General features: G+C 61.0%; 26 protein-coding genes. 8 read left to right on the top strand and 18 right to left on the bottom strand.

Annotated elements, in window-relative coordinates:
• Positions 1-252: 252 nt before the first annotated feature.
• Positions 253-1,293, bottom strand: a complete 1,041-nt coding sequence (locus tag B8991_RS06340; protein WP_084351539.1) for a succinylglutamate desuccinylase/aspartoacylase family protein — start codon at positions 1,291-1,293, stop codon at positions 253-255.
• A gap of 123 nt (positions 1,294-1,416) precedes the next feature.
• Positions 1,417-2,070, bottom strand: coding sequence for a peroxiredoxin (locus B8991_RS06335; RefSeq protein WP_084351536.1), 654 nt, complete (start codon positions 2,068-2,070; stop codon positions 1,417-1,419).
• Between the two features lie 135 nt (positions 2,071-2,205).
• On the opposite strand from B8991_RS06335, the gene B8991_RS06330 reads away from it, so the two are divergent.
• Positions 2,206-3,654 carry an aldehyde dehydrogenase family protein gene (locus B8991_RS06330; protein WP_084351533.1) on the top strand — a complete coding sequence of 483 codons (1,449 nt, stop codon included), beginning with the start codon at positions 2,206-2,208 and terminating at the stop codon, positions 3,652-3,654.
• 91 nt (positions 3,655-3,745) lie between these two features.
• Here the strand turns inward: B8991_RS06330 and B8991_RS06325 are convergent, their stop codons facing one another.
• On the bottom strand, positions 3,746-4,393 hold the full coding sequence (locus B8991_RS06325) for an RluA family pseudouridine synthase (protein WP_084351530.1): 648 nt from the start codon (positions 4,391-4,393) through the stop codon (positions 3,746-3,748).
• A gap of 153 nt (positions 4,394-4,546) precedes the next feature.
• On the bottom strand, positions 4,547-5,446 hold the full coding sequence (locus tag B8991_RS06320) for a homocysteine S-methyltransferase family protein (protein WP_084351528.1): 900 nt from the start codon (positions 5,444-5,446) through the stop codon (positions 4,547-4,549).
• 190 nt (positions 5,447-5,636) lie between these two features.
• On the opposite strand from B8991_RS06320, the gene B8991_RS06315 reads away from it, so the two are divergent.
• Positions 5,637-6,296 (top strand): histidine phosphatase family protein, encoded by a 660-nt coding sequence (locus B8991_RS06315; protein WP_084351525.1) that lies wholly within the window; start codon positions 5,637-5,639, stop codon positions 6,294-6,296.
• A 134-nt stretch (positions 6,297-6,430) separates the two neighbouring features.
• Here B8991_RS06315 and B8991_RS06310 read toward each other — a convergent pair whose 3' ends face one another.
• Genes B8991_RS06310 through B8991_RS06300 form a run of 3 tightly spaced genes read right to left on the bottom strand, consistent with a single transcriptional unit; the run spans position 6,431 to position 8,719 of the window.
• Positions 6,431-7,555 (bottom strand): CaiB/BaiF CoA transferase family protein, encoded by a 1,125-nt coding sequence (locus B8991_RS06310; RefSeq protein WP_084351523.1) that lies wholly within the window; start codon positions 7,553-7,555, stop codon positions 6,431-6,433.
• A complete protein-coding gene (locus B8991_RS06305; RefSeq protein ID WP_084351520.1) occupies positions 7,552-8,190 on the bottom strand; it encodes a DsbA family protein in 639 nt (212 codons plus the stop codon). Before B8991_RS06305 ends, B8991_RS06310 begins: the two co-directional genes overlap by 4 nt.
• A 22-nt stretch (positions 8,191-8,212) precedes the next feature.
• Entirely contained in the window at positions 8,213-8,719 is a 507-nt protein-coding gene (locus B8991_RS06300) for a DUF721 domain-containing protein (protein ID WP_084351517.1), read from the bottom strand.
• A 91-nt stretch (positions 8,720-8,810) separates the two neighbouring features.
• On the opposite strand from B8991_RS06300, the gene mutY reads away from it, so the two are divergent.
• Positions 8,811-9,857 carry an A/G-specific adenine glycosylase gene (mutY, locus tag B8991_RS06295; RefSeq protein ID WP_084351514.1) on the top strand — a complete coding sequence of 349 codons (1,047 nt, stop codon included), beginning with the start codon at positions 8,811-8,813 and terminating at the stop codon, positions 9,855-9,857.
• Between the two features lie 58 nt (positions 9,858-9,915).
• Positions 9,916-11,064, top strand: a complete 1,149-nt coding sequence (locus B8991_RS06290; protein ID WP_084351512.1) for an alkane 1-monooxygenase — start codon at positions 9,916-9,918, stop codon at positions 11,062-11,064.
• 189 nt (positions 11,065-11,253) lie between these two features.
• Here B8991_RS06290 and B8991_RS06285 read toward each other — a convergent pair whose 3' ends face one another.
• Together B8991_RS06285 and B8991_RS06280 are read right to left on the bottom strand one after the other, a co-directional pair.
• Positions 11,254-11,541: an HU family DNA-binding protein gene (locus B8991_RS06285; protein ID WP_084351508.1), complete on the bottom strand. Its 288-nt coding sequence runs from the start codon at positions 11,539-11,541 to the stop codon at positions 11,254-11,256.
• A 132-nt stretch (positions 11,542-11,673) separates the two neighbouring features.
• The gene (locus B8991_RS06280; protein WP_084351505.1) at positions 11,674-13,158 is read right to left on the bottom strand and encodes an AMP nucleosidase; all 1,485 of its coding nucleotides are present in this window, start codon (positions 13,156-13,158) and stop codon (positions 11,674-11,676) included.
• Positions 13,159-13,302: 144 nt separating this feature from the next.
• Between B8991_RS06280 and B8991_RS06275 the strand changes: the two genes are divergently transcribed.
• The gene (locus B8991_RS06275; RefSeq protein WP_084352187.1) at positions 13,303-14,058 is read left to right on the top strand and encodes a class II aldolase and adducin N-terminal domain-containing protein; all 756 of its coding nucleotides are present in this window, start codon (positions 13,303-13,305) and stop codon (positions 14,056-14,058) included.
• On the opposite strand, the gene B8991_RS06270 is transcribed toward B8991_RS06275, so the two are convergent.
• Positions 14,055-14,537 (bottom strand): lytic transglycosylase domain-containing protein, encoded by a 483-nt coding sequence (locus B8991_RS06270; RefSeq protein WP_084351502.1) that lies wholly within the window; start codon positions 14,535-14,537, stop codon positions 14,055-14,057. The genes B8991_RS06275 and B8991_RS06270 overlap by 4 nt on opposite strands.
• Positions 14,538-14,740: 203 nt before the next feature.
• Between B8991_RS06270 and B8991_RS06265 the strand changes: the two genes are divergently transcribed.
• A complete protein-coding gene (locus B8991_RS06265) occupies positions 14,741-15,607 on the top strand; it encodes an SDR family oxidoreductase (protein ID WP_084352185.1) in 867 nt (288 codons plus the stop codon).
• 28 nt (positions 15,608-15,635) lie between these two features.
• Positions 15,636-16,244, top strand: coding sequence for an exopolysaccharide biosynthesis protein (locus B8991_RS06260; protein WP_084351498.1), 609 nt, complete (start codon positions 15,636-15,638; stop codon positions 16,242-16,244).
• A gap of 3 nt (positions 16,245-16,247) precedes the next feature.
• Here B8991_RS06260 and dxs read toward each other — a convergent pair whose 3' ends face one another.
• The 6 genes from dxs to B8991_RS06230 are packed head-to-tail and all read right to left on the bottom strand — an operon-like array spanning position 16,248 to position 21,534.
• Positions 16,248-18,176, bottom strand: a complete 1,929-nt coding sequence (gene dxs, locus B8991_RS06255; protein WP_084351495.1) for a 1-deoxy-D-xylulose-5-phosphate synthase — start codon at positions 18,174-18,176, stop codon at positions 16,248-16,250.
• Positions 18,177-18,199: 23 nt separating this feature from the next.
• Entirely contained in the window at positions 18,200-19,117 is a 918-nt protein-coding gene (locus tag B8991_RS06250) for a polyprenyl synthetase family protein (RefSeq protein ID WP_084351492.1), read from the bottom strand.
• A complete protein-coding gene (locus B8991_RS06245; protein WP_084351489.1) occupies positions 19,118-19,360 on the bottom strand; it encodes an exodeoxyribonuclease VII small subunit in 243 nt (80 codons plus the stop codon). It lies immediately after the preceding gene.
• Entirely contained in the window at positions 19,357-20,283 is a 927-nt protein-coding gene (locus tag B8991_RS06240) for a histone deacetylase family protein (protein ID WP_084351487.1), read from the bottom strand. Before B8991_RS06240 ends, B8991_RS06245 begins: the two co-directional genes overlap by 4 nt.
• A 40-nt stretch (positions 20,284-20,323) precedes the next feature.
• Positions 20,324-21,025 carry a response regulator gene (locus tag B8991_RS06235; RefSeq protein ID WP_084351484.1) on the bottom strand — a complete coding sequence of 234 codons (702 nt, stop codon included), beginning with the start codon at positions 21,023-21,025 and terminating at the stop codon, positions 20,324-20,326.
• Complete coding sequence (locus B8991_RS06230; RefSeq protein WP_084351482.1) at positions 21,022-21,534, bottom strand: MarR family winged helix-turn-helix transcriptional regulator; 513 nt, start codon at positions 21,532-21,534, stop codon at positions 21,022-21,024. The genes B8991_RS06235 and B8991_RS06230 overlap by 4 nt, the downstream gene beginning before the upstream one ends.
• Before the next feature lie 164 nt (positions 21,535-21,698).
• On the opposite strand from B8991_RS06230, the gene B8991_RS06225 reads away from it, so the two are divergent.
• Positions 21,699-22,568, top strand: coding sequence for a branched-chain amino acid aminotransferase (locus tag B8991_RS06225; protein ID WP_084351479.1), 870 nt, complete (start codon positions 21,699-21,701; stop codon positions 22,566-22,568).
• Positions 22,569-22,677: 109 nt separating this feature from the next.
• On the opposite strand, the gene B8991_RS06220 is transcribed toward B8991_RS06225, so the two are convergent.
• Both B8991_RS06220 and B8991_RS06215 read right to left on the bottom strand, forming a co-directional pair.
• Entirely contained in the window at positions 22,678-23,856 is a 1,179-nt protein-coding gene (locus tag B8991_RS06220) for an ABC transporter permease (RefSeq protein WP_084351476.1), read from the bottom strand.
• Between the two features lie 5 nt (positions 23,857-23,861).
• Positions 23,862-25,541 carry an ABC transporter permease gene (locus B8991_RS06215; RefSeq protein WP_084352183.1) on the bottom strand — a complete coding sequence of 560 codons (1,680 nt, stop codon included), beginning with the start codon at positions 25,539-25,541 and terminating at the stop codon, positions 23,862-23,864.
• Positions 25,542-25,570 lie beyond the last annotated feature (29 nt).

Here is a 25,570-nt window from a genome sequence, read left to right as displayed (position 1 = left end):
AAAAACCGGGGCCTTTTTTTGCGTCGAGGGACGCGGCTTGCTAACCCTTTGCTAACCAAATCATCGCAACGTTGGGGCAGAACTCGTGTTCGAAAATGCTGCCATGTTGTCTCCCAACACTCAGCAAGATTCCGGCGCAATCTTCCACCCAAGGGAAGGGCGCGCCATTGGTCCCGGAAGGCACGCCGGGGCCAAACACTTCCACAAAAATGAATGTCGGCTGCCGGTCGTCTTAAATCCACCTCCGCGCGTTCAGATGATTTCGTCCTCATCAAACAGCGGTGCTGCGTCCATCGTCTCGGCAATGCCTTGCGACGCGGCTTCGGCATGGGCGATCTTCTTCGCCAATCCGATGTGAAACAGCGCATCACCCTCGTTGACAATCGGCAGGTTGGTTCGGCCGATCACGATGCCCGGCGCGTCGGCGATCACTTCGGTCTCGGCCTCGCCGAACGGGTCAGAGATCAGACCCAGAACCGCGCCCTCTTCTACATAGTCTCCACTGGCTTTCAAAGTCCGCAGCAAACCGCCCATAGGTGCCCGTGACCAGCTTGACCGCTCGCAATAGACGGGCTGGCGTCGTGCACGGGGCACACCTTTTGCCCCGACCATGCCAAGCTTGTGCATGACCCGCAGGATCCCCGACACCCCTGCCCGCGCGGCATATTCGTCAAAACGCAGCCCCTCGCCCGCCTCGTATAGCAACACGTCAACGCCAAGCGCCTTGGCCTCTTGCCGCAGCGAGCCGTCTCGCAGTTTCGATGTCATGGTGACCGGGGCGGCAAACGCCTCGCCCAATTCGCGCAGCCGGTCATTGCCGGGCGTCAGGCGGATCTGTGGCAGATTGGTGCGCCCCACAGCGGCAGAATGCAGATCTATCCCGACATCGCAGCGCTGAACGATTTCCGTCAGGAACAGATGCGCCAATCGCGCGGCCAGCGATCCTTCGGAATGGCCGGGAAAGGACCGGTTCAGGTCGCGACGGTCAGGCAGATAGCGCGATTGCGAAATGAACCCGAATGCGTTCACGATCGGCACAGCGATCAGCGTACCGGACAGCCGTTGCACCGGGGCCGCGCGCAACAGGCGGCGCACGATCTCGGCACCGATCACCTCGTCCCCATGTACCAGCGCCGACACGAACATCACCGGACCATCCTTTCGGCCGTGAATGACATGCGCTGACATATTGACCGGCGTGTGATCCGACAACACGCTGACCGGCAGATCCACCGTCTGGCGCGTTCCCGGTGCGATCGTCGCATCGCCAAGCTGCATGCTGTCGCGTGTCATTCCGTTCCTCCGTCTATGCCCGATGGGTCGGAGGATAGAATCAGGGCAATGTCATAATCACAACACAAAAAAGCCCGGAGCGGACATCAGTGCCCGCTCCGGACCGATCAGGTCACATTTGGGTCAGCCGGGTGTCTTGGCCATGCGCAGATAGGGAAGGACGGTCTTGAACTCTCCGAACTTCTCTTTCGCGGCAGCCTCGTCAAAGCTGGTGGGGATGACGACGTCATCACCGACATTCCAGTTGGCCGGGGTCGCGATCGTATGCTTGGCCGCCGTCTGCAACCCGTCCAGTGCGCGCAGCACTTCAGCAAAGTTGCGCCCCACATTCATCGGGTAGGTCATCGACAGTTTCAGCTTCTTGTCCGGCCCGATGATAAAGACGGCGCGCACGGTGGCGCTGTCATTCGGGGTGCGGCCATCGGGCATATAGGCCTCGGCGGGCAGCATGTCGAAGGCTTTGGACACTTCCAGCCCGTCATCGGCGATGATCGGAAAACCGGCGCTGGTACCCGCGACCTTCTCGATATCCTTTTTCCAGCCCTTATGCTCTTCGACGCTATCGACAGACACGCCGATCACCTTGGTGCCGCGCTTTTCCCATTCGTCGGAAAGCTGGGCAACCGCACCGAACTCGGTCGTGCAGACCGGGGTGAAATCCTTGGGGTGACTGAACAGGATTGCCCAGTTGTCACCGATCCAGTCATGGAACTGAATCGTTCCGTGATCGGTTTCTGCTGTGAAATCAGGCACTGTATCGTTGATGCGCAAGCCCATGAGGAAACTCCTTTGCGAGTATGAAGGCGAAACGTTGTAACAATGATATATTTATCCGCAGCCGGGTTAAAACCGGTCGCTTGCGGGTTATGTCTTGCAGTGACAGAGTGCCGCGGAAACTCAGGAGGTCAAGCAATGATCGAGAAAAGACAATTCTACATCAACGGTGAATGGGTGGATCCGAAAGAGGGTCGCGATCATCAGGTCATCAACCCCACGACCGAGGAACCCTGCGCGGTGATCTCGCTGGGCGGACAGGCTGACACCGATGCCGCTGTCGCCGCTGCCAAAGCCGCGTTTCCTGCTTGGATGGCAACCGACCCCGCGCAGCGCATCGCGCTGGTCGAGAAGCTGCTGGAGATATACAACGACCGTGCGGAAGAAATGGCACAGGCCATGAGCGTCGAGATGGGCGCACCAATTGACATGGCGCGCAGCCAACAGGTCGGTGCCGGAACCTTCCACACCCAGAATTTCATCCGGGCCGCGAAGGAATTCGATTTCGTCCGCAAGCTCAACGACCAATCGCCGAACGATCGTATCATCTATGAACCGGTGGGTGTGGCGGCGCTGATCACCCCGTGGAACTGGCCGATGAATCAGGTCACGCTGAAGGTGATCGCAGCGGCTGTTGCGGGCTGCACGATGGTGCTGAAACCGTCCGAGGAAAGCCCGCTGAACGCGCTGCTGTTTGCCGAGATGGTGGATGCAGCCGGTTTCCCGGCAGGCGTGTTCAACCTTGTGAATGGCGATGGCGCGGGCGTTGGTTCTCAGCTTTCGGCGCATGAGGATGTGGACATGGTCAGCTTCACCGGCTCGACCCGTGCGGGCAAGCTGATTTCCAAATCCGCTGCCGATACGCTCAAACGCGTGCATCTGGAACTGGGGGGCAAGGGCGCCAACCTGATTTTCGCCGACGCTGATGAAACCGCCGTGAAGCGCGGCGTGTTGCACATGATGAACAATACCGGGCAAAGCTGTAACGCACCCAGCCGGATGATGGTCGAGGCGTCCGCCTATGATCGCGCTGTCGAAACCGCAACAGAGGTTGCCAACAACGTCACCGTGGGGCCTGCATCGGAAGAGGGTCGCCATATCGGGCCTGTCGTGAACGAGACCCAGTTCGGCAAGATCCAGGATCTGATCCAGAAGGGCATTGACGAAGGTGCGCGGCTGGTTGCAGGTGGGCCGGGGCGGCCCGATGGCATGAACCGCGGCTTTTTCGTGCGCCCCACGGTCTTTGCCGACGTAACGCCGGACATGACCATCGCCCGTGAAGAGATCTTCGGGCCGGTCCTGTCGATGATGAAATTCGATACGGAAGAGGACGCGGTTCGTCTTGCGAATGATACGCCTTACGGGCTGACCAACTATGTCCAGACGCAGAATGGCGCACGCGCCAACCGTCTGGCGCGACAGCTTCGGTCCGGCATGGTCGAGATGAACGGTCAGAGCCGGGGTGCCGGCGCGCCCTTTGGCGGCATGAAGCAATCCGGCAACGGCCGCGAAGGCGGCGTCTGGGGGATCGAGGATTTCCTGGAGGTCAAAGCCGTCGGTGGCTGGTCCAACGACGCCGCCGAATAATCGACTGGCGTGCCGGGGTGGGGCTATGCCCCACTCCGGCTCGGCGACGTCCTGAGGGCATTTCAACAGCGGAAACGCACTACGGCTGTCCCTAAAATGGTGCCGGGCTGCGGAATTTCATGCCGATGCCGCCCTCGGGATGACGCAGGCGCAATTCTTCAGAATGCAGCATCATCCGGGGATGCTCTGCAACGCTGTCAGCGGCATAAAGCGGATCGCCGAGAATCGCGTGGCCGAGTGACAGCATATGCACCCGCAACTGGTGACTTCGCCCCGTCTTGGGCATCAGGTGGACGCGGCTTTCGCTATCATCCGCCCGTATCACACGCCAATCGGTCAGCGCATTGCGCCCGTTTTCATGGTCGATCATCTGGCGCGGACGGTTTGGCCAGTCAACGCCGATGGGCAGGTCGACCGTACCGGTTTTCGGCTCCAGCCGCCCGGCGACGCGGGCAAGATAGGTCTTTTTCGTCTGACGCTTCTCGAATTGCAGCCCAAGATGGCGTTGCGCATGCGGGGTCAGCGCAAATACCATGACGCCCGAGGTGTCACGATCCAGCCGATGCACCAACAGCGTCTGGGGAAAGGCCTCTTGCAACCGGGTGAGCAGGCAGTCAGCAAGATGTTCGCCCTTGCCCGGCACAGACAGCAGGCCCGCTGGCTTGTCGGCCACTACGATCTGGTGGTCTTCATGCAGGATATTTAGCGGATCGGTCGGGGGGGTGTAATCGCTGGCCATGACAGCGTGCTTACTGCGCATGTTGCGCAGCGTCCAGCGGCACCATCAACAGCCCACGGCATAACGCCGCTGTTCGCCTGCGTCCTCACAACCTGTGTCCTGCCTCCAATGCGTCGACGTATCAAAAATGCATGGGGCATTATAATTTTTCAGTCAAACGATGCGGTGACCTGCGGTACGCAGCCGCATGGCCAGCTCTGCGATATGGGCAGGGCCAACCTCGCAACAGCCGCCGACAATACTGGCGCCCTGATCGACCCAGCCCATGGCAAAATCGGCATAGGCGGCGGGAGTCAGATCCACGCGGTCCTGAAGCACGTCCACTGTCGGACGGTCTTGCAGAAACGCCTCCGCGATCCGCACAAACCCGTTGGCAAAGGCGCCGAACGGCATGCCGAACCCGCGCAGAACTTCCAGCGCGGGGGCCACGGATTCGGGCCGTGTGCAGTTGATCAACACGGCCTGCGGGGCGTGACGGGCGACAATCGATGCCACCTCTTCCAATTGCTCGCCAGAGCGCAGGCGGGTGCCGTCCTCATCCATCACGCTCAGCGCAAGCCAAGCGGGCTTGCCGCTGCGGGCAATCGCGCGCAGCGCGCCATCGGCCTGATCGACCGAGGACATGGTCTCGGCGATGAACAGATCCACGAAAGGCGCAAGTCCCGCGACGGTGGGGCGGTATGCCTTCGCTGCCTCTGACGCAGGCGGGCACAGATCCGGACGGTAGGACGCGGCCAGCGGCCCCAGGGCACCCGCCACGCGCCCTGCCCCATGCGCATCGCGCGCCGAAACAGCCGCCCCCGCCGCAAGATGCAGCAGGGCGTCCAACTGATCCTCAATCCCCGCCGCGCGCAGACGGTCGGCCACGACCGGGTAGCTATTGGTGGTCGCTACCGTGGCACCGGCATTAAAATACGCATCGTGCAATTCTCGCAGAAGCTGCGGATGCTCGACCATGACAGAGGTCGACCATAATGGTGTTGGCGGCTCTGCCGAACGGATGACCAGCTCTTGCCCGATAGAGCCATCCAGAAGCGTTACATCCTGTTTCATGGCACTTTCCTTATGGACGCGTTCCGACACCGGACTGACAGCGCAACCCACAGCCGACATGTCGGATTGCTGAGTGTGACATAACACCGGCGGACCGCAGGGACGCAAATGGAAACTGGAATCCTTTGCCACCCTTCCCTTCCGCGCGACGCTCCCCTATTGCGTCAGCCCAAGGAAACGGAGCACTCACATGTCGCATGTCATTCTGATCCGGCACGGTCAGGCCAACACCGCCGCCCGCGACGAACGCAACTATGATCGGCTAAGCGATCTTGGCTGGCAGCAGGCCCGGTGGCTGGGAGCGCATCTGCGTGGAACGGGCGAGCGATTTGCGCGCAGCTATACCGGGACGCTGACGCGGCATGTCGAGACCAACAAGGGCATCGACCCTGATTGTGTCGCGGAAACGGTCCGCGATCCGCGCCTGAACGAGCTGGAATATTTCACCATGGCGCAGCTATTCGCCGAACAGCACGGTCAAACGGTGCCAGAGGACCGCGAAGGGTTCATCGACCACCTGCCACAGCTTTTCGGGGCGTGGAAAGATGGCATGCTGAAGGGCGCGCCGGAGAGCTTTGACAATTTCGAAAACCGCGTCGGTGAAGCGCTGCACGAGATCTCCGCAGGAGACGGCCGGGCCATTGTCGTGACCTCGGGCGGACTGATCGGCATGGCGATGCGGGTGACGATGCGGCTGGATATGGCGGCGTTTTCGCATGCCTGCCTGGCGATCAAGAACACATCGCTGCATGCGTGGCAGCCGCTGTCCACCGGTCTGGCGCTGACCCAGTTCAACGCGACGCCGCATCTGGAAACGCCGGACCGGCAATTCGCGCAGACGCATCTTTAGACGCTGACTTCGGCCATCGTTCTTGTGGCGAAATGTCTTGCGTCATCGCCGCCACGAATGTGACGCCACGGTCTTGCGCAGCCCCACCAGACTGTCCGCTTGAGAGGGTGCAGTGCGAACCGACAGTGCGCCCCTCAGGACTGGCCCAGCTTAGGCGAGGCGCGATCCAGCGCCAGATTGGCGTCCGAGAAGCGAAAGGGCGAGCGGATGCCGGGTATGCCATCGGGTGCGATCTGCATGCCGCGGGACTGGATCTGGGGGTCGGCCATGACCTCGGCCATGTCGTTGATCGGGCCCGCCGGTATGCCCTGTGCTTCGCAGGCCGCCAGCAGGGACAGCTTGTCGAAACGGCGCGTCGCCTCGGTCAGGTGCCGGGTCAGTTCCTCGCGGTTTTGCACGCGGTCCGCGTTGGTCAGGTAGGCAGGGTCTTCGGCCAACGCGTCCAGCCCCAAGGCCGCACAAAGCCTGCGGTACTGTCCGTCATTTCCGGTAGCGATGATGATATGGCCATCCGAGCAGTCAAACACCTGATAGGGCGTCAGATTGGGATGAAGATTGCCGATGCGTCCCGGCGACGTACCTGTCGCAAGATAATTCATCGCCTGATTCGCCGTGGCAGCCACCGCGCAATCCAGCAGCGCCATGTCGATATGCTGTCCCTTGCCGGTCTGGCCGCGCTGGTGCAGCGCCGCCAGAATACCGGTGACCGAATACAGCCCGGTGAACAGATCGGTGATCGCCACGCCCGCGCGCTGCGGCTGGCCATCGGGATCGCCGGTGATCGACATCAGACCGGACATGCCCTGAATGATGTAGTCGTAGCCCGCCCGATGCGCATAGGGACCGTCCTGCCCGAAACCGGTGATCGAACAATAGATAAGGCCAGGATTGACCTGCGAAAGACTGGCATAATCCAGCCCGTATTTCGCCAACCCGCCGACCTTGAAATTCTCGATCAGGATGTCGGCATCCTTGACCAAAGCGCGCAGTTCCGCCTGACCATCGGCGCTTGCAATATCAATCACGACAGAGGATTTGCCGCGATTGCAGGCATGGAAATAGGCCGCCGTCCGCTCGCCTTCGCGGTCGATGAAGGGCGGGCCCCAGGCGCGCGTGTCATCGCCAGCCGCAGCCTCGACCTTGGTGACGTCGGCACCCAGATCCGCAAGGGTCTGACCGGCCCAGGGGCCGGCCAGAATACGGGCGAGTTCGATGACCTTCAGACCGGCCAGCGGCCCGTTCGGGGCCGAAACGCTCATTCCGCCAGTGCTTCGTCCAGCAGGGCCGACAGCTCTGCGTAGTTCATATTGGGGTGCTTTTCACCATTGATGAACAGCGTGGGCGTCGAGCTCACATCATCGGCGGTTGCGTTTTCCTGATACCATGCGACCAGCGCACGCAACTTGCCTGCATCGTTCAGGCAGGCGTCAAGTGCATCATTTTCAATGCCAGCCAGCAAACCAATCTTGCGCAGCTCTCCGGCGATGGCCCCATCGCCGCCCGCACGGGCCCATTCGCTCTGGCCCTTGAACATCAGTTCGGTGATGCCGAAGAATTTCTCTGGCCCCGCGCAACGCGCGATCATCGACGCCCAGACGCCGTATTTGTCGAAATAGACCTCGCGGAAGACGAACTTGACCTTGCCGGTATCAATATAATCCGCCTTAAGCTGCTTATACGGCCCCTCGTGAAAGTTGGCGCAATGCGGGCAGGTGAAAGACGCGTATTCCATCACGGTCACCGGCGCGTTCTCGGCGCCCTGCACCATTTCGACAATCTCGATCTGGGGGTCTTCGGCCGCTGTCTGCGCGCGTGCCGTTGCGGGCAGAACGGCGACAAGCCCGGCGGTTGCAAGAAACAGCGCAGCGGCTGCGGTGGAAAGAATGCGGGTCATACGTGACCTCCAGTTTGGTGTTTTAGCGTTTAGGCCGGGACAGAACGTTCTGTCCTAGCCGTTCGAGAGCGGCGCGCAGCCCCTCGTCAGCAACACCGTCCGCGGTCTCTGCGGCGGCGCGGGTGATGGTCGGATCGGGCACCTTGGGAGTGGCTTTGGGCGCATGGGTAAATTGCACCTGCCCTTCGGCAAAGCCTGTGGCGGCCGTTTGCGTAACCCGGATCCGCGCGATGGCATTGAAGCCGTAGACCGCGTTGACCCGTCCCCGAATGGTTTCCTTCTGCATTTCCAGCATCGGTGCCTGGGCACCGGTGGTCAACAGCGTCAAGGTGGCCCCCATGCCGGCACGGCCATAGCTGATCTCGACCGGACGGGACATCGCCGCGACGTCTTCGCCGGCGATCTCGGCCCAATGGGTCAGCACACGCGATTGCGCAAAACCGCGGCTTTCGCTGGCCTTGCTGATCCGGCTGCGCAACAAGGACGATGTGCGCGCGAATCCGTAAGTGCTGGTGTTGCGTTGGCTCATGCCTTGAATCCCTTGCCTCGTCGCTATTGTAGTGGGCCGTGCGGCGCATACCAGCCCCGATCTGTCCTGCCCGCCTGAAGGAGACTAAAGTTTGCGTGATCCCGCCCCGGTGCAAGACCTGCTTGATTGGTACGACCGCAACGCGCGGCGGATGCCTTGGCGCATCAGCCCGTCTGATCGGAGTGCAGGCATTCGCCCCGCCCCCTACCGCATCTGGCTGTCCGAAGTAATGTTGCAACAAACCACTGTCGCCGCAGTGAAATCCTACTACGAGGCGTTTACCTCGCGCTGGCCCACGGTCACAGATCTGGCGGCTGCCGAGGATGCAGATGTCATGGCCGCGTGGGCGGGGCTTGGCTATTACGCGCGCGCGCGAAACCTGCTGAAATGCGCGCGCGCCGTCGCGGAAGATCACGCAGGCGTGTTTCCCGAAACCCGCGAAGGGCTGCTGTCCTTGCCCGGCATCGGGCCTTACACGGCGGCGGCCGTCTCGGCGATTGCATTTGACCTGCCCGAAACCGTGGTGGACGGGAATGTCGAACGTGTCATGGCGCGGCTGCACGATGAACACACGCCGCTGCCGACGGCCAAACCGATCCTGACCCAGATGGCCACGGCACTGACACCGCAGGACCGGCCCGGCGATTATGCGCAGGCGGTGATGGATCTGGGGGCCACGATCTGTACCCCGCGCAAACCTGCCTGCGGGATTTGCCCCTGGCGAACGGCCTGCGCCGCGTGGGAGGCAGGCACCGCAGCGGAACTGCCCAAAAAGCTGCCCAAAAAGCGCAAGCCGACCCGACTGGGCATCGCTTACCTTGCCCGCCGCGTCGATGGCGCGTGGCTGCTGGAACGGCGGCCGGACAAGGGGCTGCTGGGCGGAATGCTGGGCTGGCCCGGTTCGGATTGGGGCGAGACCCCGCAAGAGGACCCGCCGATTCGCGCCGAATGGCGTGAGGTGCCAGCCGAGGCGCGCCACACTTTCACGCATTTTCACCTTCGCCTAACGGTCAAGACGGCGCTTGTGCCGATGGATCGGGCACCCTTACGCGGCACATTTGTTGAATCGCCCGACTTCAGCCCAACGGATCTGCCAACTGTCATGCGCAAGGCGTATGACCTTGCGAAAGATGCTTGATCCGGCTCTTTGCCCGGCCGCGCCCGGACGTTAGACTTGGCGCGACAAGGGGCATGGCATGACCGATCAGACAACACTCCCAGCATCCGAGGTGGCCCGACTAAGCCGGGCGCTGCCGTTCTGGCTATCGCTTGGACTGATTCCCTTGGTCTGGCTGGCCGCCACGCAGGGTGGCTGGTGGCTGATCCTGCCGCCCGTGTCTTCATGGTTCCTGTTTTCAGCGCTGGATGTGGCCTTTGGGTTGAACACCCAGAACGCGGATCCGGAGACCTCCGACGCCGACCTGTTCTGGTATCGTCTCGTCACGCTGATCTGGGTGCCGTTGCAGTTCACCTCGCTGTTTGCGCTGATCTGGTACGCTACAAGCACAGACCACCTGTCGGGCGGCGAGAAGGTTGCGTTGTTTTTCGGGGTAGGCGTGATGACCGGCACGGTCGGCATCAACTACAGCCACGAGCTTATGCATCAAAAGGTCCGGTGGGAACGTTGGCTGGGCGATCTGTTGCTGGCGATGGTGCTGTACTCGCATTTCCGATCAGAGCATCTGCTGGTGCATCATCGCTATATCGGCACGCCGCGTGATCCGGTGACGGCGCGCTACAATGAAGGCTTTCACCGGTTTTATCCGCGTGTCCTGCGTCAATGCTGGCGCTCGGCCTTCGGCGCGGAAAAGGCGATGCTGGCCCGCAAGGGCAAACCCTGGACTGACCGCAGCAACCCGTTCTGGCGCTATTGGGCATTGCAGGGCGCGATGCTGGTGCTCGCGGCGTTGCTGGGCGGCTGGCTGGGTTTGGGTCTGTTCCTGGTGCAGGCCGGGGTGGCGATCTGGCAGCTGGAACTGGTCAATTATATCGAACATTACGGCCTGACCCGCAAACATCTGGGCGACGGCAAATACGAGCATGTCAAACCGCGTCATTCGTGGAACGCAGCGCACAAGGCCTCGAACTGGCTGCTGATCAACCTGCAACGCCATTCGGACCATCACTACAAGCCCGACCGACGCTTTCCACTTTTGCAGAACCATTCTAAGGTCGATGCGCCGCAACTGCCCTTTGGCTATCCGATCATGACCATGGCCGCGATGATACCGCCACTCTGGCGGCGGATCATGAATCCGCGCGTTCGGGAATGGCGCGCGCGCTACTATCCCGAAATCACCGACTGGGAACCCTACAACGAGGCGCGCAATCCGATGCCACGCTGAAAGGCTACCTGATTGCCGCACGACCGGCTAAAGGTCGACAAGATAACGTCGCCGACGGCACGCGCAAACTTGGCCAGTCTTCAACAGAACCATCCATCCGCGCCATAAGTCGTCCAGCACAGCAAGCCACGAAAAAGGGGGCTGCAAATGCGCCCCCTTGGTCTTGCTTGCGAAAACAGGTCCGGCAGATCAGCCGTTGACGCTGTCCTTCAGAGCCTTTGCGATGGTCATCTTGACCACCTTGTCGGCCTCTTTCTTGAATTGTTCGCCTGTCGCAGGGTTGCGCACCATACGCTCGGGGCGTTCGCGGCAATAGATCTTGCCAACGCCCGGCAGGGTCACGGCACCGCCGCCTGCAACTTCGCGGGTGATCAATGCACACACCGCATCCAGAGCTGCGCCCGCAGCTTTCTTGTCAGTATCCATTTCATCGGCCAAGGCGGCGACGAGTTGGGTCTTTGTCATGGGTTTCGCCATTTCATGGTCTCCTTTATCCGCCCGACGTCTTGGGCCTCGTGGCGCATATCTAACTTCATCTTGCGGGGCAACACAACGAATAGTGGCATAAAACTGTCGAAAATAGTGCGGTTTTAAGAGATTTACCCTAGGTTAAAGGAAGGCAGTCTCGTCAAACGCCCGCAATTTCCGGCTGTGAATACGTTCCAGCGGCATTTCGCGCAATGTTTCCATCGCCCGGATTCCGATCATCAGGTGCCGTGCGACTTGCGTCTTGTAGAAATCCGAGGCCATTCCGGGAAGCTTCAACTCGCCGTGCAGCGGTTTGTCGCTGACGCATAGCAAGGTTCCGTAGGGCACCCGGAAGCGAAAGCCGTTGGCCGCGATCGTGGCGCTTTCCATATCCAGCGCGATGGCCCGCGACTGGCTGAGCCGCTGCACCGGACCGGTATGATCCCGCAATTCCCAATTGCGATTGTCGACGCTGGCCACCGTGCCCGTCCGCATCACGCGCTTCAGGTCATAGCCATCCATCTCGGTTTCCTTGGCCACGGCGCTTTCCAGCGCGATCTGTATCTCGGCCAGCGCCGGGATCGGCACCCAGACCGGCAGATCGTCGTCCAGCACACGGTCTTCGCGCAGATAGGCATGGGCCAGAACAAAGTCACCAAGCGACTGCGAATTGCGCAGCCCGGCACAGTGACCGACCATGATCCAGGCATGCGGGCGCAGCACGGCGATGTGGTCTGTCGCAGTCTTGGCATTGGACGGGCCAACCCCGATATTGACCAGGGTAATCCCCTGACCATGCGCCCGCTTCAGGTGATATGTCGGCATCTGCGGCATTTTCAGAACCGCGGGCAGCGGCTCGTCAGGCTTTGTGATGACGGTGTTGTCGGTGCTGACAAACGCTGTGTATCCGCTGGCGGGGTCGGCAAGCTGCGCGCGGGCATAGGCCTCGAACTCGCTGACATAGAACTGGTAATTGGTGAACAGAACATGGTTCTGGAAATGCTCCGGGTCCGTCGCGGTGTAATGCGCCAGCCGCGCAAGGCTGTAATCCACCCGCTGCGCCGTGAAATTCGCCAATGGCTCTGTTCCGTCGGGCTTGGGTAGGAAGGTGCCGTTGACGATGTCGTCATTGGTCGTGCTCAGGTCTGGTACGTCGAACACATCCCGCAAGGTGAAATCCGCCGCCCCATCCTGAGGCACCGTGATGCCTTGATCGCCGGCGACCGCGAAATGCACTGGCATGGGCGTGTCGGACACGCCGATCTGAACCTGCACCTTGTGGTTCTGGGTCAACAATTCGATCTGCTGCTCCAGATAGTGACGAAACAGATCCGGGCGGGTGATGGTTGCGGCATGCGTCCCGGGCGAGGCGACATGGCCAAAGCTAAGTCGGCTGTCGACCTTGGCAAAGGTGGTGGTGGTGATGCGGATCTCGGGATAAAAGGCCCGATACCGACAGCCGGGGTGGCCGGTCTCCATCGCTTCGCGAAAACGCGTACACAGAAAATCCGCCGCACCGGTATACAGTTCGACCAGCCGATCCACCGCCGCCTGCGCGTTGTTGAACAGCTCTGCCTTAGGCAGATCCGGCGTCACCAAATCGATTCCGTTGCCCTGATCCTGCATCACTTCTGCGCCCCCTGGCCGTTGTCGCCGCAACCTGACACCAACCGGCAAGGGGATCAAGCGGCAGCATCACGGCAAGCTCTGGCCAATTCAGTCGCGCTGACGCAGACTATGGCCGCAAACACATCCCCCAAGGAGTCCGCCATGCACGCGTCCGACCTGCGCCCCAACCTTGACCATTGGCAAGAACGTGTCGATCTTGCCGCCGCTTTTCGCTGGACCGCCCGGCTGAACATGCACGAGGCCGTGTCCAACCATTTCAGCCTGGCCGTGTCCGACGATGGCAAGCGGTTCCTGATGAACCCTAATCAGGTGCATTTCTCGCGTATCAAGGCCAGCGATCTGATCATGGTGGATGCGGATGACCCCGACACGCTGAGCGGGCCGAACGCGCCCGACCCAACCGCTTGGGGGCTGCATGGCGGGTTGCACCGGCATTGTCCGCATGCGCGCTGCGCCATGCATGTGCATTCCATCCATGCCACCGTGCTTGCCTGCCTGAAAGATCCGCTTCTGCCGCCGATCGACCAGAACTGCGCCACTTTTTTCAACCGCCACGCAATCGACCGTGATTATGGCGGGCTGGCGTTTGAGGATGAGGGCGCACGCTGTGCCGAATTGCTGTGCGATCCAAAGCACAAGGTGCTGGTCATGGGCAACCACGGCGTGATGGTGATCGGCGACACCGTGGCCGATACGTTCAACCGGCTGTTCTATTTTGAGCGCGCGGCAGAAACCTATATCCGCGCGCTGCAAACCGGCCAGCCGCTCAGCGTGCTATCCGACGAGATCGCCGAAAAAACGGCACGCGAGATCGAAGAATATCCAGAACAGGATCTGCGCCACCTGGCAGAACTGAAGGCAATTCTGGACGATGAAGGGTCAAACTACGCGCATTAGCGCAGCCCGGTTTCTTCCAGCATGCCTTGGCGCTTTGCCTCGTAGTAATATCCGCGCGAGTACCATTTTACAGCCGTGTCATAGCTGCCATCCGACAGCATCCACGCGCCGCGCAGGTATTTCACCGCGTATTTCAGATTGGTCTCGGCATCCAGCAGGTCCTTGTTCTGACCCCGGAACCCCATGCCGCGCGCCGTGGCGGGCAGGATCTGCATCAGCCCGTAATAGGGACCGTTGCGCGCGCCGGGACGGTGTGTGCTTTCGCGGATGACCACCCGGTGCACCAATGGGCGCGGTACGTCGTATTGGTCCGCATATTCGTTGATAAGTTGCCGCAGTTCCGGTGTTTCGTTGGGATAGAGCGGCGGTGCCTTGGACGCGGCGGCAAAAGACATCTGGTCGGAGGGGCCGGTAAGATCGGCGCAGGCAGGCAAGGCGAGGCATATCATTAGAAGCAAAAGGCTGTGGATGCGGGACATAGTCAGCTCATGGCTTGTTGATCCCGCTCCGGTTAGCGTGAAATTCCGGCCCGGCAAAGCGCGCCGTTCCCGCAGCGGCAGATTTGCGCCGAAAGCGTCCCGGCATAAGCGCCTTTTGGCCAAGCTGGCGAATGGCAAAACGACGCATCGAAGCGCGGGGGCGGCCCTTGCCATTTTGCCATCAGCGGCCCACCTTGCGCGGCATGACACGCACACTTCTTTCCATCGGTCACGGCTATAGTGCGCAGGCGCTGGCGAAGGTTCTGCTTGCGCAGGGGGGATGGCGCATCATCGGCACCACCCGCAGCGCTGAAAAGGCCGCGCGGCTGAAGGCCGATGGGATCGAGGCATTGGTCTGGCCGGGCGAGGATCTGACAGGGGCGTTGCCTCAGGCCACGCATGTCCTGTCATCCGTGTCGCCCGATGCAGATGGCGATGCGGTGCTGCGCGCGCTGTCCCCCGCACTCGCGGCCGAGGCGTCGCGGCTGGACTGGGTGGCTTACCTGTCCACAACGGGTGTTTACGGTGATCATGCAGGGGGCTGGGTGGACGAGGACACACCGCTCGCCCCGTCAACCCGGCGCGGCCGCTGGCGTAAACAGGCCGAGGCGGGCTGGAAGGGCATCCCCGACCTGCCCTTGCACATATTCAGGCTTGCCGGCATCTACGGCCCCGGACGTGGCCCGTTCTCCAAGGTGCGCGCGGGCACGGCCCGGCGCATCATCAAGCCCGGACAGGTGTTCAGCCGCATTCATGTCGAGGACATCGCGCAAACCCTTGCCGCGTCCATCGCGAAGCCGCGTCCGGGTCGCATCTATAACCTGTGCGACGACGACCCGGCCCCGCCGCAGGACGTGATCGCCCATGCGGCAGGCCTGTTGGGCATGGAGGTGCCGAAACCCATTCCTTTTGAGGACGCGGAACTAAGCCCCATGGCGCGGAGTTTCTATGCTGAATCAAAGCGGGTCCGAAACGACCGCATCAAGACCGAACTGGGCGTTCGCCTGCGATACCCGGATTATCGCAGTGGCTTGGCGGCACTTTTGAAAGCAGAGGTGCAAGGCCGTTGACCGCGTCTTTCACCTGCGGAGACATTGCATGACGGAAACGCCCTCTCGCCAGACGCTCAGCGCATTGTTGAACGCGTTAAAACCCGATGGCGACGATGACAACGTGTCGGTCCGTGAGCTGATCCACAAGATCGGGGAACGCGCCTTTGCCCCGCTCATGCTGGTGCCCGCATTGATCCTTGTATCGCCGATCTCGGGCATCCCGACCCTGCCCACCCTGGGTGGTCTGCTTATCATGCTGATCGCCGTGCAGGACCTTTTCGGCCGCGATCATCTTTGGCTTCCGGATTTCCTGATGCGGCGGCGCCTGTCCGCCGATCGGTTGCAAAGCGCGCTGGACTGGTTGGAAAAGCCCGCCCGCTGGGTTGATCGACACACCGGCGACAGGCTGCGGATGCTGACAAGATCGCCGTTTCGTCAGGTCGCATTGGTGATCATCGTCCTGATCACCGCCGCCTGGCCGCCGCTTGAATTGCTCCCGATGGTCACCAGCATCGGCGCCTTCGCGGTGTCGCTTCTGTGCATCGGCATGGTCACACGAGACGGCATCTATGTGGCGGCTGGCTATGTCTTTACCGCCGCTGTCGTCGCTGTTGCCGTCACCCTCGTCAATGCCGGCGTGGCCGCCACGCAGTAACGCTCAGGCGCTGTCCGACCGGATCGCCCCGACGCCCAGAACCGACAGCACCTTGGCTTCGATGTCTGCCGCACTCAGTTTGGCCGTGGCATACATATCGGCAGGCGAAGACTGGTCGATGAACACATCCGGCAGCACCATGGAGCGATATTTCAAGCCGCTGTCAAACACGCCTTCTTCGGCCAAAAGCTGTGCGACATGGCTGCCGAAACCGCCCACCGCACCCTCTTCGATGGTGATAAGTGCCTCATGTTCGGCGGCCAGACGCAGGATCAGTGCGCGGTCCAGCGGCTTGGCAAAGCGCGCATCGGCCACCGTGGGCGTGATCCCACGCGCACCAAGCGCCTCGCAGGCGGACATGACCTCGGACAGCCGCGTGCCGAAAGACAAGATCGCCACGCCCTTGCCTTCGCGGATCACCCGGCCCTTGCCGATTTCCAGCACTTCGCCGCGTTCCGGCATCTCGACGCCGGTGCCTTCGCCACGCGGATAGCGGAAGGCAATCGGCCCCTCGTCATGCGCGGCGGCGGTGGCGACCATGTGTTTCAGCTCCGCCTCATCGGCAGCCGCCATGACGGTAAAGCCGGGAAGATTGGCGAGATAGGCCACGTCATAACTGCCTGCATGGGTGGCGCCGTCTGCCCCGACCAACCCGGCGCGGTCGATGGCGAAACGCACCGGAAGGCGTTGGATCGCCACGTCATGCACGACCTGATCATAGCCCCGTTGCAGGAATGTCGAATACATCGCGCAGAACGGCCGCATTCCCCCCGCAGCCAAGCCCGCCGCAAAAGTCACGCCGTGCTGTTCAGCAATGCCTACGTCGTAACAGCGGCTGGGATAGCGTTCTGCAAAGAGGTCCAGCCCGGTGCCGTCGGGCATCGCCGCCGTCACGGCACAGATGCGCGGATCCTCGGCGGCCTCTTGCAACAGCGCGCGGGCAAACACCTTTGTATAGCTGGGCGCGTTGGAGGGGGATTTCTTCTGCTGGCCTGTGACAACATCGAACTTCGTGCGCGCATGGCCACGATCATCGGCATCCTCGGCCGGGGCATAGCCCTTGCCCTTCTTGGTCAGCACATGGATCAGGATGGGACCGGTCGCGCGCTGACGGACGGTGCGCAGCACCGGCAGAAGCTGGCCCAGATCATGCCCGTCCAGCGGCCCGATATAGCTGAAGCCCAACTCCTCGAACAGCGTACCGCCCATGGTCATGCCTTTCAGCATATCCTTGGCGCGCCTGGCACCTTCGCGGAACGGTTCCGGCAACAGGCTGACCGCGCCCTTTGCGGCCTGTTTGAAATCCTGAAACGGCGCCTCGGTATAAAGCCTGTTGAGATAGGTGGACATGGCACCGACGGGCGGCGCAATGCTCATCTCGTTGTCGTTCAGGATCACGATCAGGCGCTTTTTCAGATGACCTGCATTGTTCATCGCCTCATAGGCCATGCCCGCGCTCATCGCACCATCACCGATCACGGCAATCGCATCGCCATGCCCGGTCTCGCAGGCACCGCCCAGATCGCGGGCCACGGCGAATCCCAGCGCGGCACTGATAGACGTCGAACTATGCGCAGCACCAAACGGATCATAGGGGCTTTCGCTGCGCTTCGTGAACCCCGACAGCCCGTCCTTCTGGCGCAGCGTGGGCATGCGGTCGCGCCGCCCGGTCAGGATCTTGTGGGGGTAACATTGGTGACTGACATCCCAGATGATCTTGTCGCGCGGCGCATCGAATACGGCATGCAGCGCCACGGTCAGTTCGACCACGCCTAGCCCCGCGCCCAGATGTCCGCCGGTCTGCGACACAGCCGAGATCGTTTCGGCCCGAAGCTCTGCCGCAAGCCGCGCGAGATCCGCATCCGACAAGTGATGCAGGTCGGCTGGCGCGTGAACACGGTCCAGAAGCGGCGTTTCGGGTTTCGGCGACATTGGGGAGCCTCCGGAGGCTTGTGTCAATTCTTGCGCGAGATAACGAAACGAGCGGCTTCCCGCAAGCATTCCGCCGCTGCTCCATAGACAGATAGCGCATCACTCGCTTCGGTCACGAGGGATTGCGCGCGGCGTTTCGCCCCGTCCAGACCCAGATGGCTGACAAAAGTGGCCTTGCCGCGCCCGGCATCCTTGCCCACCGCCTTGCCGACTGTTGCCGCATCGCCGATCACATCCAGAATGTCATCGGCAATCTGGAACGCAAGGCCAAGGCATTCGCCGTAGATACGCAGCTTGTCAGACGCAGCACCCGCCATCACCGGCCCGGCAGTGGCCGACCATGTGATCAACGCGCCGGTTTTGCCTGCCTGCAACTGCGTGGTTTGCTCAAGGTTCAGCGGCGTCTTCGCGGTTTCGGCAGCAATATCCATTGCCTGCCCGCCGACCATGCCATGCGCACCTGCCGCGACGGCCAGCCCGTGGATCAGTGCCACGCAAGGCTTTGCCGGACAGGGGGATTGCGCGGCCAGTTGAAACGCCAGCGCCTGCAACGCATCGCCGGCCAGAACGGCCACGGTCTCGTTCCATTTGCGGTGCACGGTGGGCTTGCCGCGCCGCAGATCATCGTCGTCCATGCAGGGCAGATCGTCATGCACAAGGCTATAGGCATGCAGCGCCTCGATCGCGGCGGCAGCCGGTGCCGCATCCTGCCGGTCGATGCCATGCAGCCGCGCGCCTTCGATCACCAGAAAGGCGCGCAGCGCCTTGCCGCCCTCTACCGCGTAAAGCATCGCCTGCGCCACGTCGCTGTCGAGCCCGGAAAGGGATGTGGCGATCTGTGATTGCGCAAGTTCCGCCGCGCGCGCCAAAGCGGGCTTGAATGGAAGTAAGCCAGTGTCCGGCACGCGGTCCTGTTGCATCGGTGCGCGTATCCCGGACATCTACAGCCCTTCGACCGGCGTCGTCCCCGTCGGCTGGCCATCGGCGTTCAACGTGATGGCCGCGACCTTTTCCTCGGCTTCCTTCAGCTTTGTCTCACAGCGTTTTTTAAGCGCGGCACCACGTTCGTAAAGCTTGATGGAATCCTCCAGCGCGACATCGCCACGTTCCAGCTTGCCCACGACCTGCTCCAACTCGGCCATTGCCTGTTCAAAGCTCATTTCGTCCACAGGGGTTTCGCTCATTTGCCTGCCTCCAGCAATTCCTCGACATGCGCACGGGTGCTTTGCGCAAGCGCCTCAAGATCATAGCCGCCCTCCAGTGTCGAGACCACCCGGCCATCGCAAAGCTCTGCCGCTATTGCGCAAAGCTGACGGGTCAACCAGCGGAAATCATCCGTATCCCAGTTAAGCCCCGCCAACGGATCGTCACGATGGGCGTCGAACCCCGCAGAGATCACGATCAGCTCTGGCTTGAAGGCACGCAGCCGGGGGAAGACCTGCGACTCGTACGCGGCGCGCATCACCGCGCCATCGGTGTCTGGCGCCAACGGGACATTCAGAACATTGTCGAATGCGCCGGTTTCGTCCGGCCTGCCCGAGCCCGGCCACAGCGGCATTTGCTGGCTGGTGACCAGCAGCGCGCGCTTTTCATCCCAGAGCAGATCCTGCGTACCATTGCCATGATGCACGTCGAAATCCACCACCGCGACGCGCGACAGTCCATGATGGTCTAGCGCGTGTTTCGCGGCCAGCGCAGCATTGCCGAACAGGCAGAACCCCATGGCGGTTTCTTTTTCCGCGTGATGGCCGGGGGGGCGGATCGCGCAGAACGCATTTGCTACCTCGCCCGACAGCACCAAGTCGACCGCGCGCACGGCAGCCCCCGCGCCCCGCGTGGCGGCCTCCAGCGAACCGGGCGACAGGAACGTGTCGCCGTCAAGCTGTGCAAGACCTTTGGCCGGGGACGCGTCGCGCAGATCCTCCAGATAAGCCTTGGGGTGGATGCGCAACAAATCATCCTCTGCCGCCATCGGCGCGGTCACGCGCTGCAACTCCAACCCTTCAAGCGCGTGCAGGACATGCTGCAACCTCGCCACCCGCTCGGGGTGTCCTTCGGGTGTGACATGTTCCAGAAAGGCCGCATGGGTAATCAGGGCAGTGGCCAAGGCATCCTCCGCTTTTTATGCATTTTCTGAACCGTGACGATCAGTCAGGGGCCAGCATATAGCCTGCACCGCGCACCGTCTGAAGGTAGCGCGGCTGTTTCGGGTCAGCCTCGATCTTGCGGCGCAGGCGGGTGATCTGCACATCCACAGCGCGTTCCTGGCTTTGGTCGCGATCGCGCCCCAGATCCTCGACCAGTTGCGCACGGCTGACGGCCTCGCCCGGACTGGCCGAGAAAATCCGCATCAACTGGGCTTCGGTCGCAGTCAAGCGCACCAGATCTTGGCCACGCCACATCTCGCCACGTTCGATGTCATAGCGGACAGGGCCGAGAGTCAGCAGTTTTGGGGCCTTGGCATCGGCTTCGGTTTCCGGCATCCGCCGCAGGATCGCATTGATCCGCAGCAACAATTCCTTGGGCTCAAACGGCTTGGACAGATAATCATCGGCCCCGGCTTCCAGGCCAGCGATCCGGTCATCCGTATCCGCCTTGGCGGTCAGCAGCAGGATCGGCGTCTGCGACGTCTTGCGCAGATCGCGTGTCAGGCTGACGCCATCCTCACCCGGCATCATCACATCCAGCACGATCAAGTCGAATTCCAGCCCCGACAGGACGCGCCGGGCATGCGCGGCGTCGCGCGCGGCCGTCACAAGAAAGCCGTGCCGGACCAAGAATCTTTGCAACAATCCGCGAATGCGTTCGTCGTCATCGACGATCAGCAGATGCGCGTCCGGATCACTCATAGGCGTCCCTCCCTGAGCGCACGGTAGTTGTGGCGCATGTCACTGTCCATCATCGCCTCAAGAACCTGACGGAAACCTGCCACCGCGGCTGGTCCGGCATCGCGATATGCAGCACGCATCCGGGCGCGTTGGGCATCGGATAATTTCTGCTCCAACTCCTTGCCCTGCTCGGTCAAGTGCAGGTGGCGTTCGCGCTTGTCCATGCGCCCGATGCGGCTTTCAACAAGTCCGTCGGCGATAAGCGTGCGCAACACGCGGTTAAGCGATTGTTTGGTCACGCCAAGAATATTCAGCAGATTGTTGACCGTGGTGCCCGGTGCGCAATGGATGAAATGCAATGCGCGATGATGCGCCCGCCCGTAGGACATTCCCTGCAAAATGCGATCAGGATCGGCCGTGAAACCCCGATAGGCGAAGAACATCGCCTCAATGCCCTGACGGAGCTGCTCATCCGTCAGATAAAGCAACGCCTCCCCCCCTTGTCCGCCTAGATTTCGTATTTCCGACATGGCTGTTCTCCGGCATTCAGGGCACATTTCCTGCCGGCAATTTTAAGTCAGCCTTATTGACATTCCAAGCCCCAACTGGTAGCGAATCTCAGTTTTCGCGTAATTTTACGTCCACACCGGTCGCAATCTGCGCAATATTTGAAAAGGTAAGGCGGGAGAAAGCCATGGCCGCAGCATATGATGATCGTGACGGCAAGATCTGGATGGATGGGAAACTGGTCGATTGGCGCAGCGCCAACGTGCACATTCTGACGCACGGTCTGCATTACGCGTCCTCGGTGTTTGAAGGCGAACGTTGCTACAACGGCAAGATCTTCGAATCGGTGAAACATTCGGAAAGGCTGCACACGTCCGGCGGCCTTCTGGACATGCCTATCCCCTATTCGGTCGAAGAAATCGAACAGGCCAAATATGATGTGCTGAAGGCAAATGGCTGGGATGATGCATATGTGCGGGTCGTCGCATGGCGCGGCGCTGGCGAAGATATGGGCGTCGCGTCCTCGCGAAACCCTGTACGCATGGCCGTCGCCGCGTGGGAATGGGGCGCCTATTACGGCGATGCGAAGATGAAGGGTGCCAAGCTCGATATCTCCAAGTGGAAACGCCCGTCGCCCGAAACCATTCCCAGCCATGCCAAGGCCGCGGGACTTTACATGATCTGCACGATGTCCAAACACGCGGCCGAGGCCAAAGGCTGTTCGGACGCGATGATGTTCGATTATCGCGGCTATGTGGCCGAAGCGACCGGGGCGAATATTTTCTTCGTCAAGGACGGTGAGGTCCACACGCCCCTGCCCGATTGTTTCCTGAACGGCATCACCCGGCAAACCGTGGTCGGCATGCTCAAGGACCGTCAGATCCCCGTGCATGAACGTCATATCATGCCGGAAGAGCTGGAAAGCTTCGAACAATGCTGGCTGACCGGCACCGCCGCCGAAGTAACGCCCGTCGGACAGATCGGCGATTACAATTTCGAGGTTGGCACAATGGCGCGCGACATCTCAGAAAGCTACGAAAAGCTGGTGCGAAGCTGACACCTGCACCGGGCGTCGACCCGATGCCTCTGCCACACAATGTGAGAGTGGAAAACAAAACAAGGCGAGTGCCAGATGCGCCCGCCTTGTTTTCTGAAATTATCCGCTCTTAGCCGGGGCTCATCCCACGCAGACGTTCGGAACGCCGCCGCAGCATTTCGACAACCGTCAACAAGCAGATAGAGATCGCCACAAGGATGGTCGCCACCGCAAGAATGGTCGGCGAGATCTGTTCTCGCAACCCGATGAACATCTGCCACGGCAAGGTTTTCTGACTGGCAGAGCCGACAAACAGCACCACGACCACCTCGTCGAATGATGTGATGAAGGCGAACAACCCACCCGAGATCACACCCGGCAGGATCAGCGGCATCTGCACCCGAAAGAAGGTCGTGACCGGATCGGCCCCCATATTTGCCGCCGCCCGCGTTAGGGAATTGTCAAAGCCAACCAGTGTCGCTGTCACCGTGATGATGACGAAGGGAATGCCAAGCGCAGCATGCGCCAGGACGACGCCCAGATAGGTGCCCTGCAACCCGATCCGCGAATAGAAAAAATACATCCCCGCCGCCGAGATGATCAGCGGCACGATCATTGGTGAAATCAGGATTGCCATGATCGCGCGCCGGAACGGCACATGCGGTTGGCTGAGGCCGATCGCCGCCAATGTGCCAAAACCCACGGACAGGATCGTCGCCATGGGGGCAATCGTCACCGAATTCCACAACGCCTGTTGCCAGGCGTCAGAGGTGAAGAAATCGCGGTAGTGACGCAGCGAATACCCCTCTGGGTCAAAGCGCAGCATTTCGGGCGTGAAGGTAAAGAAGCTTTCGGCGTTGAAGCTGAGCGGCATGACGACCACGATGGGTGTGATCAGGAAGAAGAAGATCGCACCGCAAATGACGCGGAAAGCGAAATGCCACAACACCTGTCCGGGGGTCAGATAGGGTGCAATCTTGGCGCGATACCGGCCTTCATACAGCCAGTAGGCAAACCAGCCGGTAAACCAGCCGAAAAGCCCGCCAAGCACGGCGCTTGGAATACCTGCAAGGAAAATGCCCAGCACGGAAAAGGCGACGATCAACCCCCAACGCACCGGTTTTTCCGGCAGATCCATCTTCATGATGACAGCCGCGATGGCGGCGAGAAGGACGCCGCCGATCAGGAACCCCAGCAGGGTCGATCCGTTCGCCGTGCCGACGAAGATGCCGAAGAACGCTCCGGCCGCAGCCATGACAGGCACCACGAAGGACATGGGTTTGCGTGAAATCGGTGTAAGTGCTGCCATTGTTTTTACCCCAGTTTCACGTTGTCGATGCCGACAATCTTGTCATAGGCCCAATAGAGGATCATCACGACCGCCAGCAGAATGGTTCCCAGCGCTGCCGCCAGACCCCAGTTGAGCGAGGACGAGATGTGATAGGCGATCCGGTTCGAGATAAACGTACCCGTCGTGCCGCCGACGATCTCAGGCGTGATGTAGTAACCGATGGACAGGATGAACACGAGGATCGATCCCGCGCCAATACCCGGCACCGATTGCGGAAAATACACCCGCCAGAAAGCCGTCCAGTTTGTTGCCCCCAGTGATTTTGCCGCGCGCAGATAGGTTGGCGGAATGGTCTGCATCACCGAATACAGTGGCAGGATCATGAAGGGCAGCAGGATATGCGTCATCGCCACGATCGTGCCGAACTGGTTGTTGATCATCACCAGTCGATCTCCGTCGCCGACCAGCCCCAACCACACAAGGACATCGTTAATTACGCCCTGTTGTTGCAGCATCACCTTCCACGCCGACGTTCGCACCAGAAGCGACGTCCAGAACGGCAGCAATACAAGGATCATCAGCAGGTTGGCGGTGCGCGCAGGCAGGTTCGCCAGGATCCAGGCGACCGGATAGCCCAGCATGATGCAGCTGATCGTGATGACCATCGACATGAACATCGTGCGTTTGAACAGGATGCCATAGATCCGCTCATTCGCGTCGCGCAGCTCTGGCCCGTCCGGGGTCTTTTGCATATCAACGGAGTTGAGAAAATAACCGGAAGTATATTTGGGCGAGTAGGTCTTGATCGTCTGCCAGATTGGCGTGCTTGCCCAATCTTTGTCGATACCTGCGAACCCTTCGGAGAATGTCGTGGACTCGAACCCACCCGCCGCATTTGCGGCTTCCATAAGCAATTCCGCCTCTGGACCAGAGTAGGAGGCAACAGTCGCTCCGCCGGTCAAGTCTTGCCAAAAGGCCGTGTAGACCGGTGACCAAGGATCCTCGGTTGCCGGATTGTCGCCGTCATCTACCCGGACGAAGTTTGCAAAACTGCTATAGGCAGCTGCGGTTTTCGGCAGCAGTTCTTCGATACCTTCGCGCAGTTCCAATTTCGGTGCCAGATCGCCGGAACTTTTCTCCCATGCGTAGGCCTTGTCCTGCCAATCGCCAGACCCCATCAGCAGCGCCCAGGTTTCACCGTCCTCCCAGGCCTCGTTCAGATCCTCGAATTGATCCTGGTAAACTTCGCCAAGATCGTCCAGTCCGCGGCCGGATTTTCGAAACAATGACGATGCGCCGGTGAGTTCATAGTTCAGACGCGACCCCAATCGCGTGTGCAACTTGCGTTCGGCGGCGATGAAAATGTCATAATAGGCGGCTTCATAGACTGCCTCGGAGGGCAGTTCGCCGGTCGTGCTGTCCCAATCGTCCAGCGCCACGACGGTGCGCGGAAGTGTTTCACTGACGATCTGGTTCTCGACGGATCTGAACAGCATATCTGCGATCGGCGCGATAAAGGTCAAAAGGACAAATATCAGCAGCGGCGCTATCAACATCAGCGCCCGAAGTTTTTGTCTGCGCAAGGCGCGCCCAAGGCTGCGCTTCAGCGGTGTACCATCGGCGGCAAGTACGGGGCCGGTGTTTTCATTGTCGGTCAAATTGAGCCCGTCATCCGGCGTCGGTGCTTCGCTCGCGTTGCTCATATCGTCCCCGTTGTTTTTGTTATCAAAGG

This window comes from Primorskyibacter flagellatus, assembly GCF_900176485.1.
GTDB classification, from domain to species: domain Bacteria; phylum Pseudomonadota; class Alphaproteobacteria; order Rhodobacterales; family Rhodobacteraceae; genus Primorskyibacter; species Primorskyibacter flagellatus.
The sequence above is the reverse complement of the archived record's forward strand: the minus strand, read 5'-3'. Positions and strand labels throughout refer to the sequence as shown.